The 15,405-nt window shown below is 59.9% G+C and carries 12 protein-coding genes; 5 read left to right on the top strand and 7 right to left on the bottom strand.

Annotation, left to right across the window (positions count from 1 at the left end; translation table 11 throughout):
• Positions 1–8 precede the first annotated feature (8 nt).
• From ALQ04_RS01140 to ALQ04_RS01130, 3 genes are read right to left on the bottom strand one after another with little or no spacing between them, the layout of a single operon-like run.
• Positions 9–1,259 carry a nucleoside permease gene (locus ALQ04_RS01140; protein WP_122313843.1) on the bottom strand — a complete coding sequence of 417 codons (1,251 nt, stop codon included), beginning with the start codon at positions 1,257–1,259 and terminating at the stop codon, positions 9–11.
• A gap of 43 nt (positions 1,260–1,302) precedes the next feature.
• Positions 1,303–2,355, bottom strand: coding sequence for a sugar phosphate isomerase/epimerase (locus ALQ04_RS01135; protein WP_122313841.1), 1,053 nt, complete (start codon positions 2,353–2,355; stop codon positions 1,303–1,305).
• A gap of 26 nt (positions 2,356–2,381) precedes the next feature.
• Complete coding sequence (locus tag ALQ04_RS01130; RefSeq protein WP_122313839.1) at positions 2,382–3,551, bottom strand: Gfo/Idh/MocA family protein; 1,170 nt, start codon at positions 3,549–3,551, stop codon at positions 2,382–2,384.
• A gap of 188 nt (positions 3,552–3,739) precedes the next feature.
• Between ALQ04_RS01130 and ALQ04_RS01125 the strand changes: the two genes are divergently transcribed.
• On the top strand, positions 3,740–4,750 hold the full coding sequence (locus ALQ04_RS01125) for a LacI family DNA-binding transcriptional regulator (protein ID WP_122313837.1): 1,011 nt from the start codon (positions 3,740–3,742) through the stop codon (positions 4,748–4,750).
• A 156-nt stretch (positions 4,751–4,906) separates the two neighbouring features.
• Here ALQ04_RS01125 and ALQ04_RS01120 read toward each other — a convergent pair whose 3' ends face one another.
• The 3 genes from ALQ04_RS01120 to ALQ04_RS01110 all read right to left on the bottom strand — a co-directional run bounded on the left by ALQ04_RS01120 (position 4,907) and on the right by ALQ04_RS01110 (position 8,114).
• A complete protein-coding gene (locus ALQ04_RS01120) occupies positions 4,907–6,043 on the bottom strand; it encodes a glycerate kinase (RefSeq protein WP_122313835.1) in 1,137 nt (378 codons plus the stop codon).
• A gap of 111 nt (positions 6,044–6,154) precedes the next feature.
• A complete protein-coding gene (locus tag ALQ04_RS01115; RefSeq protein ID WP_122313833.1) occupies positions 6,155–7,246 on the bottom strand; it encodes a sugar diacid recognition domain-containing protein in 1,092 nt (363 codons plus the stop codon).
• Positions 7,247–7,400: 154 nt separating this feature from the next.
• Positions 7,401–8,114 (bottom strand): FadR/GntR family transcriptional regulator, encoded by a 714-nt coding sequence (locus tag ALQ04_RS01110; RefSeq protein ID WP_122313831.1) that lies wholly within the window; start codon positions 8,112–8,114, stop codon positions 7,401–7,403.
• Positions 8,115–8,620: 506 nt separating this feature from the next.
• Between ALQ04_RS01110 and ALQ04_RS01105 the strand changes: the two genes are divergently transcribed.
• From ALQ04_RS01105 to ALQ04_RS01090, 4 genes are all read left to right on the top strand, one after another.
• Complete coding sequence (locus ALQ04_RS01105) at positions 8,621–9,946, top strand: MFS transporter (protein WP_122313829.1); 1,326 nt, start codon at positions 8,621–8,623, stop codon at positions 9,944–9,946.
• Between the two features lie 37 nt (positions 9,947–9,983).
• Positions 9,984–11,327, top strand: a complete 1,344-nt coding sequence (gene gudD / locus ALQ04_RS01100; protein ID WP_122313827.1) for a glucarate dehydratase — start codon at positions 9,984–9,986, stop codon at positions 11,325–11,327.
• Between the two features lie 128 nt (positions 11,328–11,455).
• Positions 11,456–12,109 carry a DUF1345 domain-containing protein gene (locus ALQ04_RS01095; protein ID WP_122313986.1) on the top strand — a complete coding sequence of 218 codons (654 nt, stop codon included), beginning with the start codon at positions 11,456–11,458 and terminating at the stop codon, positions 12,107–12,109.
• A 33-nt stretch (positions 12,110–12,142) separates the two neighbouring features.
• A complete protein-coding gene (locus ALQ04_RS01090) occupies positions 12,143–13,099 on the top strand; it encodes a D-2-hydroxyacid dehydrogenase family protein (protein WP_122313825.1) in 957 nt (318 codons plus the stop codon).
• Between the two features lie 45 nt (positions 13,100–13,144).
• On the opposite strand, the gene ALQ04_RS01085 is transcribed toward ALQ04_RS01090, so the two are convergent.
• Complete coding sequence (locus ALQ04_RS01085) at positions 13,145–15,271, bottom strand: TonB-dependent siderophore receptor (protein WP_122313824.1); 2,127 nt, start codon at positions 15,269–15,271, stop codon at positions 13,145–13,147.
• Positions 15,272–15,405: the final 134 nt, after the last annotated feature.

The following is a 15,405-nucleotide window of genomic DNA, read 5'->3' as shown; positions in this document are numbered from 1 at the left end:
TCCTTTATTTATTGATTTTTGATGTGTTCAGGATTGGAAAGCGAAACAGCGGCCGGTCGCGCATCGCGGAAAGCCAGCAGAAACACCAGCACGACACCGAGTGAAAAAGTCGCCGGGAATAGCCAGATGCTGCGCCAGTGATGGCCATCGGAAGTGGCGTAATAATCCGAGACATGACCGGCAACCCAGAAGCCGATCAACATGCCAAGGCCGTAGGTAGCCAGCGTGATAAGCCCTTGAGCGGAGCTTCTGAAGCGCTCCGAAGCCTTGGCATCGGTGTAGATCTGCCCAGAGACAAAGAAGAAGTCATAACAGATGCCATGCAAGGCGATGCCCGCGAACAACATGAAGGCCAGGTCGCCATTGTTGCCGTAAGCGAACAACAGATAACGCAAGGCCCACGCCAGCATGCCGACCATCAAGGCGACCTTGATGCCGAAGCGGTGAATGAACAGCGGCAACAGCAGCATGAACAGCACTTCGGAAACCTGACCCATCGCCATTTTCGCCGTGGGATTGGCAACACCGATTTCGGCCAGGAACGAGTTGGCGTTCTGGTAGTAGAACGCCAGCGGAATGCAGATCAGGATCGAAGCGATAAAGAACACCAGATAGCTGCGATCCTTCAGCAGGCCCAGGGCATCCAGCCCCAGCATCTGTCGGAAACCGCCGCCGTCCGCGGCTTTCTGCGAGGGTGTCGCTGGCAGGCTGAAGCTGTAGAGTCCGAGTACCAGCGAGGCAATCGATGACATCAGGAAAGTGCTGCGCAACGCGCCGGAAGAGATAGCGTCCTTCGAGTCCCAGGCAAACACGAAACTGATCACCAGACCGGCAACGATCCAGCCAATGGTGCCCCAGACCCGGATGCGGGCAAATTCCAGGGCCGGGTCGCGCATCTGCCGAAATGCCACCGAATTGACCAGCGCCAGGGTCGGCATGTAGATGATCATGTAGCCCAGCAGGTACGGATAGAACTGGCTGAAATCCGGCGCCCGGTACAGCTGATACAGCAGCACCGCGCCCAGCAGATGCAGCACCGCGAGGATCCGTTCGGCATTGAAGTAACGGTCAGCGATCAGGCCGATGACAAAAGGCGCGATGATCGCGCCCCAGGACTGGGTCGAAAACGCCATGCCGACCTGTCCTCCGCTGGCCCCCAGGGTCGTGGAAAGAAAGGTGCCCAGGGTGACGAACCAGCCCCCCCAGATAAAGAACTGCAGGAACATCATTGCGCTTAGACGCGCAGTCATCTTGGTCATAACAGTCACCGTTTTATTTTTATAGTGTTAAACAGCGGCGGAGTCAGGCGTCGGGCAATCCCAGTAGCCGACGGTTGGAACGCTCGTCGGATGCCACACTGGCGAAGTCGTCGAAGGCCTTTCGGGTCTTGTCGATCATGTGCTGGCGGATGAACTGCGCGCCCTGTGCCGCGCCCTGTGCCGAATCCTTGAGGCAACACTCCCACTCCAGCACGGCCCAGCCGGAAAAATCGTATTGGGTCAGCTTGCTGAAGATCGATTTGAAATCGACCTGGCCATCGCCCAGCGAGCGAAAACGACCGGGGCGCTCGACCCAGCCCTGATAGCCGCCATACACACCCGAGCGGGCGTCCGGACGGAACTCGGCATCCTTGACGTGAAACATGCGAATCCGCTCGTGATAGCGGTCGATGAAGCCCAGATAATCCATCTGCTGCAGCAACAGATGGCTCGGGTCATACAGAATGGTCGCCCGCGGATGATGATCGACGGCCTGCAGAAAACGCTCGAAACTGGCGCCGTCGTGCAGGTCCTCGCCAGGATGAATCTCGTAGCACAGGTCGACGCCCGCCTCCTCGAAACACTCCAGGATCGGCAACCAGCGCTTGGCCAGTTCGGCAAAGCCTTGCTCGACCAGACCATTTGGGCGTTGCGGCCATGGGTAAACGTAGGGCCATAGCAAGGCCCCGGAAAAGGTCGCGTGTGCCGTCAGCCCCAAACGCTGGCTGGCCCGCGCAGCCAGTTTCAACTGCTCGATGGCCCACTCGGTACGGGCCTGTGGTTGTCCGCGCAAATGGGCCGGGGCAAAGTCGTCGAACAGCGTATCGAAGGCCGGATGCACGGCCACCAACTGGCCTTGCAGATGCGTCGACAGTTCACTGATCTCGACACCGGCCCGGGCACAGACCGCTTTCAATTCATCGCAATAACTCTGACTTTCAGCGGCGCGGGACAGGTCGATGAACTGCGTGCCCAGGGTCGGCAACTGGATGGCCTTGTAACCCTGGGAAGCGGCCCATTGGGCAATATTGGCCAGGGTGTCGAAAGGTGCTTCCGCGGACATGAACTGGGCGAGAAAGATCCCCGGCCCGCGCATCCCTGTAGATGCCTGATTATCCGGTTTCATGATTGTGTTCCCTGGGTGCAGACCAGCTCAGTCCATTTGGCCTCGCCACGATGGCTGGCGATCACGGTTTCGATAAAGGCCATGCCGCGCAATCCGACTTCGATGCCAGGAACACCAGCGGCTTCGTTGCCGCTGACCTGAGCACGAATGGCCGTAGCGAAATCGCCATAAAGGTTGGCCATGGCTTCCAGATAGCCTTCGGGATGCCCGGCCGGCAAACGCATACGCTGCAGAGCGGCTTCACACAACCAGGGCTGGCCGACCCCGGAGCGCAGGACGCTCAATGGCTGGTCGAGGCTGCGATGGATCAGGCTGTTGGGCTGTTCCTGTTGCCATTCCAGGCCACCCTTGCTGCCGTAGAGGCGAATCTTGAGCGGATTTTCCTCACCGGCGCAGACCTGGCTGGCAATCAACACACCGCTGGCGCCTTCAGCCATCTTGAACAGCATCGAGGCATCATCGTCCAGTTGTCGGCCTTCAATGTGTACGCCGAGCATCGCGCACAGTTGTCTGATCGGCTGGCCTGCAACGAACTCCGCCAGGGAAAAGGCATGCGTACCGATATCGCCGATACAACCGCCCAATCCGGACTGCCCGGGCTGACCACGCCAGTCGGCCTGCTTGCTCCTGGTATCCTGGCTGAGCCAGCCTTGCGGGTACTCGACAATCACCTTGCGCAACTCGCCGATGACGCCACTGCGCACCATTTCCCGGGCCTGCCAGACCATCGGATAACCCAGGTAAGTATGGGCCAGGCCATAAAGACGGTTGCTGCGCGCGACCACCTCCTTCAAGGCCAGCAACTCGGCCAGATTCAACGCGGCAGGCTTTTCGCTGAACACATGAAAACCGGCACTCAACGCCTCGCTGGCCACCGGAGCATGCAGATGATTGGGGGTGACGATTATCAGTAATTCCATGCGCTGCTCGGCGGGCAGCTCCCGCTCGGCATCAAGCATGTGCTGCCAGTCGGCATAACAGCGTGATGCAGGCAGACCCAGCCTTTCGCCGGTCTGGCGGTTGTTCTGTGCATCGCGACTGAAGGCACCGCATACCAGTTCATAACGCCCATCAAGACCTGCGGCCTGACGGTGCGCCTGGGCAATAAAGGCACCTTCACCGCCACCGACAAAGCCCATTCTTATTTTTGGCACTGCTGCATTCATCGTGAATCTTCTCTGTGGGAGGCAGGGCAAGTATTCGATCCGGCGAACAATGTAACCGGTTACATCATGACGGGAAATTAAACCCGCTGGCGTCGGGTGTCAAACCCGGAATCGGCAATTGCGCAGATTTCGGTGTAGCGTCAACCTGCGGTAAGCTCTCGGACCGTGCAGTCTGAAACGAGGTGGTTTTGTCCAATATCCGTGAAGTGGCCAGGCTGGCAGGTGTCTCGGTAGCAACCGTCTCCCGAACGCTCAAGTCACCCGAGCGCGTGTTGCCCGACACCCGCGACAAGGTCAATGCTGCCGTGGAACAGGCCGGTTATCGACCCAACCTCATGGCCGTGCAGTTCCGCTCGCGCAAGACCGCCAATCTGGTGATTCTGGTGCCGGCCATCGCCAACAGTTTCTTTGCCCGGGTGATCAGTGGCGCCCAACAGGCCGCCCAGACAGCCGGCTACCGGGTACTCCTGTGCGACACCCAGGGATGCGAGGAAACCGAGCGGGCATTTGCCGAGCTGGTGTATGCCCACCAGGCCGACGGTGTGATCCAGTTGCGCGCCTTCGACCCGTTCGACACACCCTCGCCCGGCGTCGACCTGCCGCCCATCGTCAACGCCTGTGAAGTGATCAAGGAGGGTCGCCATCCGACCATCAGCCTTGATAATCATGCTGCTGCCAAGGCCATGACCGAACACCTGATCGGCCTGGGGCATCGGCGTATCGGCCTGATCAAGGGCCCGAAAAGCAGCCCCCTGACCCGCGACCGCGTCGCCGGATACCTCGACGCACTGGAACAGGCCGGTATCGCCTTCGACCCCACGCTCATCTGTCACGGCGACTTCAGCCTGCAGGCCGGTTACGACGGCGCAACTGCGATACTGGAACTGCCCGAACGGCCCACCGCGCTGTTCTGCGAGAACGATGAAATGGCCATCGGCGCCCTGAAACGCATCAAGCAACAAGGCCTGCGCGTGCCCGAAGACCTTTCACTGGTGGGTTTCGACGACATTCCCCTGGCCGCCTACTGCGACCCGCCCCTGACCACCATCGCCCAGCCAGCCGAAGCTTTCGGTCAGACCGCCGTGGAAATGCTGATCGCCTTGATCGAGAAGAAAACCATCGAGCAGCGCCATATCGTATTGCCCTATGAATTGACACTGCGAGACAGCACGGCGGCGCCGGGTTTCAGGGGGCGGTAAGTAGCTCAAGCTGATGAGTCAGGAAGGCTGAAAGCGATCATTTTACTTGTGCGGTACTTGTGCGGTTACTTGTGCGGTTACTTGTGCGGTCGGCAGCGCCCAACCCGCACCACATCGGGCTTTTACGCCCGATACAGTCTGCCCATCGTTTGCCCCTCAACCCCGCGCCAGGCTCCACACCCGCGCCAGATCGCGGGCCCGGTCATGCAGCAGAGCGGCTGCATTGCGGCAGGCCTGGTCGAGGCTCATCGGGCCGCTGGCCAGTGCGAAAGCGGCGCTGATGCCGTGTTCGTACAAGCGCTCGTAACCGTCGCCCAGAGTGCCAGCCAGGACAATGACCGGCACTTGATGGCGCGCCGCAACCCTGGCCACACCAAACGGGGTCTTGCCGCGCAAGGTCTGGGCATCGAAGCGCCCTTCTCCGGTAATCACCAGATCCGCTTGCGCCAGTGCCTGCTCCAGACCGGTCAGGTCCGCCACCACTTCCACGCCGGCACGGAATGAAGCGGCGAGATAGGCCTTGGCGGCAAACCCCATGCCGCCAGCCGCACCGCTGCCGGGACTGTCGCGCAGGTCCTGGCCGACCGCCTGCACGGACAGATCGGCAAAATGCCCAAGGGCCGCATCCAGCGCCAGAACCTGTTCGGGCGATGCGCCTTTCTGTGGGCCGAAGATATGCGAAGCACCGTTGAGGCCACACAGCGGGTTGTCGACATCGGCGGCGATTTCAAAACGCACATCGGCCAAGCGCGGATCAAAGCCGCTGAGGTCGACCCGAGCCAGTTGCGCCAAAGCCAGGCCACCCGGCGCCAGCGGCTGGTCATCACGATCGAGAAAACGCGCACCGAGCGCCGAAAGCATGCCGGTGCCGGCATCGTTGGTCGCACTGCCGCCAATCGCCAGGATCACCCGCTGCGCTCCGGCATCCAGCGCCGCAGCAATCAACTGGCCAGTGCCGTAGGTGGTGGTGATGCAGGCGTTGCGCTGTTCGAGGCTCAACAATTGCAGGCCGCTGGCCATGGCCATTTCAATGATCGCGGTGCGGCTTTCCGGCAACCAGCCCCAGTGGGCCTGCACGGCATTATTCAGAGGACCGCAGACTTCGGCGCTCAGCAACTGGCCGTTGCAGGCCGCCAACACGGCTTCGATGGTGCCTTCGCCACCGTCGGCCATCGGGCATTCAATCAGTTCGGCATTGGGCCAGACTTCGGCAAGGCCGCTGGCAATCGCAGTGGCGACCGCCTGGGCACTGAGGCTGTCCTTGAAAGAGTCGGGGGCGATGACGATTTTCATTGTTGTTCTCCATATCCGATGCAGGGATGTTCTCACCCTGTCATGGATTTTCCGCCTGACCTTCGCACAATGAATGCCGACGGTTATCGGTCATTTGAACAAAACCGCTGTTCAGCCCGAGCGTACGGTCATTTGCACACCCAGATACAGGCGCAACAGGTCATCGGTCTTGTAAGGGTCGCAACCGGTCAGTTCGGCGATCTTTTCCAGCCGGTAACGCAGGCTGTTGCGATGAATCCCCAAGGCTTCGGCACAGGCCTGACTTTCGCCGCTGTACTCGAACCAGCTACACAGGGTTTCCAGCAACGGGCCGTGATTGTGCAAACGGCCAATCGGTTCGGCAACCTCCAGGGCCAGCCAGTCATGCCGATGGCGCCAGAACAGTACTGGCAGACGATAGGCTTCCAGGCGTAGCAGACGTTGCCCGGGGCGCGCCTGAGTGGCGTAATCCAGCAGATCCCGCGCCGCAGCGCAGGCCTGACGCAGCGAGGTCAGATCGGTCGATTGCTCTGCGGTGGCCATTTGCAGCACGGGCCAGCCATGTTCGTCGAACTGCTTGAGCAGCAATGCATCGTCACGATCCTTGCCCTGCGCCCGGCACCAGTAAAGCAACGTGGGCTCGCGCATCACGCACCAGCTGTCGGCGTAACGCCCATTGAGCCAGGCCACCAGTTGGCCGGCCGTCGAAGTCTGTTCGGCCAGGCGGAGCAAGACCGCCTGACGCGGCAATTGTGGTTGCAGGCCCAATTGCAGGGCTTCATCCACCAGGCTGTCCGGGCAGTCCGGCAATAACAGACGGGCCAGCAGGTCTTCACTGCGCTGCAGGCGCCACTGCCGATCGGCCTGCTGACGACGATGCTCCATGAGCATTTCGGCGGTCATGCGCACCAGCTCGCCGTAGACCCGGACCTCATCCGGCTCACCGGTGATGCCGAGCACGCCGACCAGTTTGTGGTCGAGCATCAGCGGCAGGTTCACGCCGGGTTTGACGCCGCCCAGGTGCAGCGCTGCCTGGGAATCGATTTCGACCACCCGGCTGTTGGCCAGGACCAGTTGAGCGCCTTCATGCCGGGTGCACAAACGTTCCGGGTCACCGCTGCCGATGATGATGCCCAGGTAGTCCATGACATTGACGTTGTAGGGAAGAATCGCCATGGCCCGGTCGACAATGTCCTGAGCCAGCGCTCGGTCAAGGGCGAACATGGGTGGAGTCCTGCGGCAGGAAAGGTGTGGATTGGCTGGGCATGCGGATACGATTTTGGATTTATTGAGGTCTGGAGTGTGCCTGCAAGTTGCGCGATTGTCTGTATCCGGGAGGCCGCCGTTGCGGGCAAGCCCGCCTCGCATAATCCGATATCTACTCCAGCGGCACCAGGCGTTCGCGGCTGTTGCTCAGGTGAGTCCACATGGCGGCTCGTGCTGCGTCGGGATCCTTGCGACGGATGGCGCTGAGCAGGGCTTCGTGCTCAAGGTTGGCCAGATAGCCATGGTGCGCGAGGTTGGCGCCGGCGCGTTCACTTGAGGCAATGCGGGTGCGGGGAATGATTGCGCTGCCCAGGTGCTGCATGATTTCAATGAAATAGGGATTGCCGGTGGCCTCGGCGATCAGCATGTGAAAGCGCTTGTCGGCTTCCACGCAACTGTCTTCGTTGGCCAGCAAGTCCTGATAGTCATCCAGCGCCTGACGCATCGCGGCCAGTTGTTCGTCGGTACGGCGCAGCGCAGCCAGGGCCACCGCCTGGGTTTCCAGGCCGATGCGCAGTTCGAGGATGTCGCGCACCCGGGAAACCGTCTCGACCTTCAGGCGCAGCCCGGTCTGGTCGTTGCGCTCCAGCACGAAAGTGCCGACACCGTGATGGGTCACCACCAGCCCTGAGGCCTGCAACTTGGAAATCGCCTCGCGCACCACAGTGCGGCTGACGCCATGCTCGCGGACGATCTCGTTTTCCGAGGGCAGCTTTTGTCCGGGGGCAATCTTGCCCAGCAGAATCCGCTGGCTGAGCTCGGTGACCAGGTCGGTAGCCAGGCTGTGTTGACGACGTTTTGACGGCGCGATGCTGGGTTCTTGCATGATGCTCAGGTCCTGAACAGACGTTGTAAACACCGGGGCCTGGCCTTTTCACTTGTCTGAAACAGTGAAGCCAAGCCTTGCGATGGGCCGGATCATAACACCGCAAAGCGCCCGGCACGCCCATTCGATATGGCATCCGGACTTGTTTAACTTGTCAGACAAGTTATCATAAAAGCCAAATATGGCATCTTCAGTCACTCAATATTTTTTACTGCACTCTCAGGCAAGTCCATCTTCGCCTGCCTCGAAGCAAAACCTTCGGTAAAAACCCACTAAACCCAACAAATAAAGGCTTAAAAGCCATAATCAGCCTGCCAGATACAATGTCATTCAGCACAAATACACCCTCTGTAAAAACAAAAAAACGCTGCATATCCAGCGACGAAGGGACTTGCGCAACGCACTTTTACTTGTATGATGACCGACAATGCAAGGGACACATCTTGCAAATACCCGCATAAAAACAACGAGTGGGAGATTCAACAGTGAACACATCCAATCCCGGGATGGCGGGCGGCCTCGATCCGACCCTGAGTTCGGCCATATCCAAGGTCAAACGCCACGTCCTGCCGCTTTTCGTCATCATGTTTATCGTCAACTACATCGACCGGGTGAACATCGGCTTCGTGCGCTCGCACATGGAGCATGATCTGGGCATCGGTGCTGCGGCCTATGGCCTGGGCGCCGGCCTGTTCTTCATCGGTTATGCGTTGTTCGAGGTGCCTTCCAACCTCTTGCTGCAAAAGGTCGGCGCACGTATCTGGCTGACCCGCATCATGTTCACCTGGGGCATCGTTGCTTCGTGCATGGCCTTCATCCAGAACGAAACCCACTTCTACATCCTGCGCTTCCTGCTCGGCGTGGCCGAAGCCGGCTTCTTTCCAGGCGTGATCTACTACTTCACCCGCTGGTTGCCAGGCGTGGAGCGAGGCAAGGCGATTGCCATCTTCCTCAGCGGCTCGGCCATTGCCTCGCTGATTGCCGGTCCGCTGTCGGGTCTGCTGCTGCAGATCAACGGCCTGGGCATGAAAGGCTGGCAGTGGATGTACTTCATCGAGGGTATGTTCTCGGTAGGCCTGTGCTTCTTTGTCTGGTTCTGGCTGGATTCCAAGCCGCACGATGCGAAGTGGCTGACCCGCGCCGAGCAAGATGCTCTGGTCAAGGCCATCGACGACGAGCAACTGGCCCGTGAAGCGGCAAGCCCGATCAAACCGTCGCTGGGCAAGCTGCTCAAGGACAGCCAGATCATTCTGTTCTGCCTGATCTACTTCTTCATCCAGTTGACCATCTACGCAGCAACCTTCTGGCTGCCCAGCATCATCAAGAAAATGGGTGACCTGAACGATATCCAGGTCGGCCTGTTCAACTCGATCCCATGGTTGTTGTCGATCATCGGCATGTACGCCTTTGCTTCGCTGTCGGGGAAATGGAAAAACCAGCAAGCCTGGGTCGCCATTGCCCTGCTGATCGCCGCAGCCGGCATGTTCCTGTCGACCACCGGCAGCCCGATCTTCGCCTTTGTCGCCATCTGCTTCGCAGCACTGGGCTTCAAGTCGGCATCGTCACTGTTCTGGCCAATCCCGCAAGCGTATCTGGATGCCCGGATCGCCGCAGCGGTAATCGCCCTGATCAACTCGGTGGGCAACCTCGGCGGCTTCGTGGCACCGACCACCTTCGGCATTCTCGAACAGAACACCGGTTCGATTCAGGGCGGGCTCTATGGCCTGACCGCGACCTCGATCATTGCCGCGATCATCGTCTTCGCCGCCCGCAATACACCCAAGCCCGGCGCGACACCGGTTGCCGCCGTGCAGACCTCGGCGCCCCATTGATCACTCGTCCGCCCGAGCATTTTTACAGGATTGCCTCATGACTACTCAGATTGCACACAAGACGCCTGTCATCACCAGCCTGCAAGTCGTACCCGTGGCCGGTCACGATGACATGCTGCTCAACCTCAGCGGCGCGCATGGTCCGTACTTCACCCGCAATATCGTGATTCTCAAGGACAGTGCCGGTAACACCGGCGTTGGCGAAGTACCCGGCGGCGAGCGCATTCGCCAGACCCTGGAAGATGCCCGCTCACTGGTGGTCGGCAGCAGCATCGGCACTTATCAGAAGATCCTCAACGATGTACGCCAGGCCTTCGCCGAACGCGACTCGGGTGGCCGCGGCCAGCAGACGTTCGACCTGCGCATCACCATCCACGCCGTGACCGCACTGGAAGCCGCCCTGCTCGACCTGCTCGGCCAGCACCTGGAAGTGCCGGTGGCCGCCCTGCTCGGCGAAGGCCAGCAGCGCGATCAGGTGGAAATGCTCGGCTACCTGTTTTATGTCGGCGATCAACACAAGACCGACCTGCCCTATCGCAGCGAGCCGGACGCCGATAACGACTGGTTCCGGGTTCGCCATGAGAAGGCCTTGACTCCAGAAGCGGTGGTCCGCCTGGCCGAAGCCGCGCACAGCCGCTATGGCTTCCAGGACTTCAAACTCAAGGGCGGCGTGCTGCGCGGCGATGAAGAAATCGAAGCGGTGACCGCTCTGGCCGAACGCTTCCCGGACGCACGCATCACTCTGGACCCGAACGGCGCCTGGTCATTGAAGGAGGCGATCCGCCTGTGCCGCGACCAGCATCATGTGCTGGCCTATGCAGAAGATCCGTGCGGTGCGGAAAACGGTTTCTCCGGTCGCGAAGTCATGGCCGAGTTCCGCCGCGCCACGGGACTGAAGACCGCCACCAACATGATCGCCACCGACTGGCGTGAAATGGGTCATGCGATCCAGCTGCAATCGGTCGACATCCCACTGGCCGACCCGCATTTCTGGACCATGCAGGGCTCGGTACGGGTCGCGCAGATGTGCAATGAATGGGGCCTGACCTGGGGCTCGCACTCCAACAACCATTTCGATATTTCCCTGGCGATGTTCACCCATGTCGCCGCTGCGGCACCGGGCGATATCACCGCCATCGACACTCACTGGATCTGGCAGGACGGCCAGCGCCTGACCAGGGCACCGCTGCAGATCATCGGCGGTCACGTGCAGGTTCCGAAAAAACCGGGCTTGGGCATCGAACTGGACATGGACCAACTCAACAAGGCCCACGAGCTGTACAAAGGCATGGGCCTGGGCGCACGCAACGATGCGGCGGCCATGCAGTTCCTGATTCCGAACTGGGAATTCAACAACAAGCAGCCTTGCCTGGTGCGTTGATCCCGGCCACTTTCGACAGACTTGCCACTCCCCCCTGGCAACCGGCGCGTAACCCCCTTACGCGCCGTTTTTTTTGCTCCGATCCTGTCGTGCTAAGGTGTGTGCAACATTTGTCGCGACTGGCCGCCATGCTCCATATCGCTCGCACTCATCCGCGCCTGAGTCTGGCCACATTACTGGGCCTGACAGGCGGCATTGCTACTGCCTTTATCTCCCCGGACGCCACCTTTACCAGCAAATGCCTGATCGGCTGGAATCTTGGTGTGTGGTTCTACCTGATTCTGATCCTCACCCGTACCCTGCGCAGCAATGCTGAGGACGTCAAAAGAATCGCCGAAATCGAAGACGAAAATGCCGGCGTGGTCCTGCTGACCGTCTGCATTGCCGCCCTTGCCAGCCTGGCCGCCATCTTTCTCGAACTGGCCGGCAGCAAGGACATGAGCAACGATCAGCGCCTGCTGCATTACGCCTTTACCGGCCTGACCATCGCAGGCTCGTGGCTGATGACCGGAGTGGTATTCAGCCTGCATTACGCCCGCCTGTTCTACACCTGGAAAGGCAAGGAACCCGCACTGCGCTTTGCCGATGCGCAAACCAGGCCAGATTACTGGGACTTCCTGTATTTTTCTTTCACCCTGAGCGTTGCCGTACAAACCTCGGATGTGGGCGTGGCCAGCCGGGGCATGCGCAGGATCGTACTGGCCCAGAGCCTGATCGGCTTTGTCTTCAATACCTCGATTCTCGGCTTTTCCATCAATATCGCTGCCAGCCTGTTTGGCTGACGGCTCAACCTTTCATCACCCGGAAGCTCTCGAATGACTCAAACAAGCATTGCAGTGCTCGATGACTGGCAAGACGTTGCGCGTGACGTTGTCGATTGGTCGGTGCTGGCCCCGGTCGGCGAAGTCAGCTTCCTGCATGACTTCCCTGCCGACACCGCGACCATGGTGCAGCGCCTGCAAGGCTTCGAGGTCATTTGCGTGATGCGTGAGCGCACGCTGTTCGATAAAGCACTGCTCAGCCAGTTGCCACGCCTCAAGTTGCTGGTGACCGGCGGCATGCGCAACGCGGCAATTGATATAAAGGCCGCCCGACGGCTGGGAATCGAGGTCTGCGGCACCGAGAGCTACAAACATGCAGCGCCGGAATTGACCTGGGCGCTGATCATGGGCGTGACCCGCAATCTGGTCGCGGAAGCCAACTCACTGCGCGACGGCAACTGGCAGATCGGCCTGGGCAGTGATCTGCATGGCAAGACGCTGGGGATTCTGGGACTGGGCAGCATTGGCAAGTGGATTGCCCGTTATGGCCAGGCGTTCGGCATGAAGGTCATTGCCTGGAGCCAGAACCTGACAGCCGAAGCCGCCGCCGAAGCGGGCGTCATTTATGTCAGCAAACAGGAGCTGTTCGAGCAGGCCGACGTGTTGTCGGTCCATCTGGTGCTCAGCGACCGAAGCCGGGGATTGGTGGATGCAGAGGCCTTGGGCTGGATGAAACCGAGTGCCTACATCATCAATTCGTCACGTGGGCCGATCATCGATGAAGCGGCATTGATTGCAGCCCTGCAGCAACACAGGATTGCCGGTGCAGGACTGGATGTCTTCGATGCCGAACCGCTGCCGGCCGAACATCCGTTCCGCACCCTGAAAAACGTATTGGCGACCCCGCATATCGGTTATGTCACCGAGAACAACTACCGGACCTTCTTCAGCCAGATGATTGAAGATATCCAGGCCTGGCATGCGGGCGCGCCAATTCGAGTGTTTGCCTGATGGGAAAACGCGTCTTCGCGAGCGGGCTCGCGAAGACTTCACGCCTTACAAGGTGTAGGAGAAACCGACCTGTACGGTGCGAGGCGCGCCTGGGTAAGCAAAGGCATTACCCCACGCGCCCTCTTCAAACTCCTTGTCGAAGAGGTTTTTAACATCGAGGTTGAGCTTCAAGTGCTGGTTGACCTTGTAGTAGGACAGCAGGTCGAAAACCGTGTAGCTGCCCATGTCGAACGACTCGTTGACAGTTCGTCCTTCACGCTGCGCCACATAACGACCACCCGCGCCGACGCCCAGACCGTTCAGGGTGCCACTCTGGAACTCGTAGACGTTCAACAGGCTGAAGCTCTGCTCCGGGATATTCGCCAGGCGGGTACCTTTATTCAGTGAGTTGTCCTTGGTGACCTCGGCATCCACATAGGCATAGTTACCCATCAGGCGCCACTCGGGAGTCAGGTTACCGACCACGTTCAGGTCGAAGCCACGGCTACGCACTTCACCGGCCGCCACACTGAATGTAGGGTCGACCGGATCGCTGGTCAGGACGTTTTTCTTGTCGATCTGATAGACCGCAGCATCGACGCTCAACTGACGCTCAAGCGCCTGCCACTTCACGCCGACTTCATAGGACTTGCCCTCTTCAGCCTTGAAACCACCGCCCAGGCGGCTGGCACCGGTGTTCGGTTTGAAGGAGCGCGCCGTATTGGCATAAACCGCGACCGTATCGGTCAGGTCATAGATCATACCCAGGCGTGGAGTGACTGCGTTGTCGCTCTTGGTGAAGTCTTCGCTGGTGGAAAGATAGGAATCGTAGTCGTGCTCAAAACGCTCGAAACGGACACCGGCCAGCAATTTCAGGCGTTCGGTCAGAGCCACCTGATCCTGCAGGAATGCTGCGTAAGTCTTGAGGTTTTCCTTGTCATGGGTCGTGGTGCGGGTCAGCGCCGGACGCGCTTGGCCATAGACCGGATCGAAGATATCGATGGTGTAGACGTTTGAACCACTCGCGGAGCGCTGAATGATCGACTTGTAGTCGTAATCCTCATACTCCACACCCGCCAGCAAGGTGTGCTCGAAACCACCGGCGGTAAAGTTACCGGTCACGTTGAGCTGCCAGTCGCGGTCGGTCCACTCCAGCTTGCGGTAGTTGTAGTTACGCGCCAGTGTGCGACCGTCGGGATTCATGCCGTTGGCCTCGACCGCATCGCCCTGCATGGTGCCATCAAGCAGCTGGAAGCCGCCGCCCAGCTTCCAGCTGTCGTTGAGGTCATGCTCGAAACGCACCTGCGCCATGCTGGTGTCGGTATGCAGCTTGCCTGCATCCTTCTCGCCAAAGAACGAATCGCGTGAAGCCGTGCGGGTCTGGGTGGTGTAGCGGGTCAGGCCACGGTCGAGGGGCGCGTTGTTACGCATGAAGTCGCCCTCGAAAATGATGCGGGTCGCGTCGTTGACCTGCCAGCTCAAGACCGGAGCCACGCCGTAACGCTCGGTTTCGACGTGATCACGGAAGGTATCGCCACCCTCGCCCACGACGTTCAGGCGATAGGCAAAACGACCTTCGTCATCCAGCGGACCGGAAGCATCCAGGGTCCCGCGCTTCATGCCCTGATCGTTGAACTGGCTGCCCAGGGTGACGGTTCTTTCGGCCAGCGGCTGCTTGGACACCACGTTGAAGGTACCGCCGGGATCGCCACGGCCGTACAGAGTGGTGGCCGGACCGCGCAGGACTTCAAGACGCTCGATGGTGTTGGCATCGGGCATGCTCGGATAGCCACGGTTGATCGGGAAGCCGTTGCGGTAGAACTCGCCGGTGGTGAAGCCACGCACCGTAAAAGTGGTCAGGCCCTGCGCGCCGAAGTTGTTGGCCCGGCCCACGCCACCGGCGTAGTCGAGTGCATCCTGCAGGCGGATAGCGCCGATGTCTTCCACGGCTTCGCGGGTGACGACACTGATCGACTGCGGGGTTTCATGCAGAGGCGTATCGGTACGGGTGGCACTGGCCGAACGGGTCGCACGATAGCCCTGAACCGGCCCCGTCGCCTGCTCGGTGTCGGCAGTTCCCTGGATGTCGATGTTCTGGAGTTCGATCGACGATTTATCGGCAGTAACCTGATCAGCCCAGGCTGCCTGGGTGATGGCTTGAATGACACAAAGAGAAAGCAGAGTGCGACGCATCAACGTGGATATCCCCTGATGAAATACCAGGCCTTCATTGGACCTGGCAGGTTTTTTGGCGCGAATAGTACAGATTCTCATTAGTACTTGATACAAATTGCCAACAAATAAAAATGGACAGGCTCACACCTTTC

Source organism: Pseudomonas cichorii, assembly GCF_003700275.1.
In the GTDB taxonomy this organism is placed as follows: domain Bacteria; phylum Pseudomonadota; class Gammaproteobacteria; order Pseudomonadales; family Pseudomonadaceae; genus Aquipseudomonas; species Aquipseudomonas cichorii_B.
The sequence above is the reverse complement of the archived record's forward strand: the minus strand, read 5'-3'. Positions and strand labels throughout refer to the sequence as shown.

Excerpts from the sequence above, each read along its gene's own strand:
- ALQ04_RS01090 (WP_122313825.1), top strand. The coding sequence starts at position 12,143 with ATGACTCAAACAAGCATTGCAGTGCTCGATGACTGGCAAGACGTTGCG.
- ALQ04_RS01140 (WP_122313843.1), bottom strand. The coding sequence starts at position 1,259 with ATGACCAAGATGACTGCGCGTCTAAGCGCAATGATGTTCCTGCAGTTC.
- ALQ04_RS01085 (WP_122313824.1), bottom strand. The coding sequence starts at position 15,271 with ATGCGTCGCACTCTGCTTTCTCTTTGTGTCATTCAAGCCATCACCCAG.
- ALQ04_RS01105 (WP_122313829.1), top strand. The coding sequence starts at position 8,621 with ATGGCGGGCGGCCTCGATCCGACCCTGAGTTCGGCCATATCCAAGGTC.
- ALQ04_RS01120 (WP_122313835.1), bottom strand. The coding sequence starts at position 6,043 with ATGAAAATCGTCATCGCCCCCGACTCTTTCAAGGACAGCCTCAGTGCC.
- gudD (WP_122313827.1), top strand. The coding sequence starts at position 9,984 with ATGACTACTCAGATTGCACACAAGACGCCTGTCATCACCAGCCTGCAA.
- ALQ04_RS01110 (WP_122313831.1), bottom strand. The coding sequence starts at position 8,114 with ATGCAAGAACCCAGCATCGCGCCGTCAAAACGTCGTCAACACAGCCTG.
- ALQ04_RS01135 (WP_122313841.1), bottom strand. The coding sequence starts at position 2,355 with ATGCGCGGGCCGGGGATCTTTCTCGCCCAGTTCATGTCCGCGGAAGCA.
- ALQ04_RS01115 (WP_122313833.1), bottom strand. The coding sequence starts at position 7,246 with ATGTTCGCCCTTGACCGAGCGCTGGCTCAGGACATTGTCGACCGGGCC.
- ALQ04_RS01130 (WP_122313839.1), bottom strand. The coding sequence starts at position 3,551 with ATGAATGCAGCAGTGCCAAAAATAAGAATGGGCTTTGTCGGTGGCGGT.
- ALQ04_RS01095 (WP_122313986.1), top strand. The coding sequence starts at position 11,456 with ATGCTCCATATCGCTCGCACTCATCCGCGCCTGAGTCTGGCCACATTA.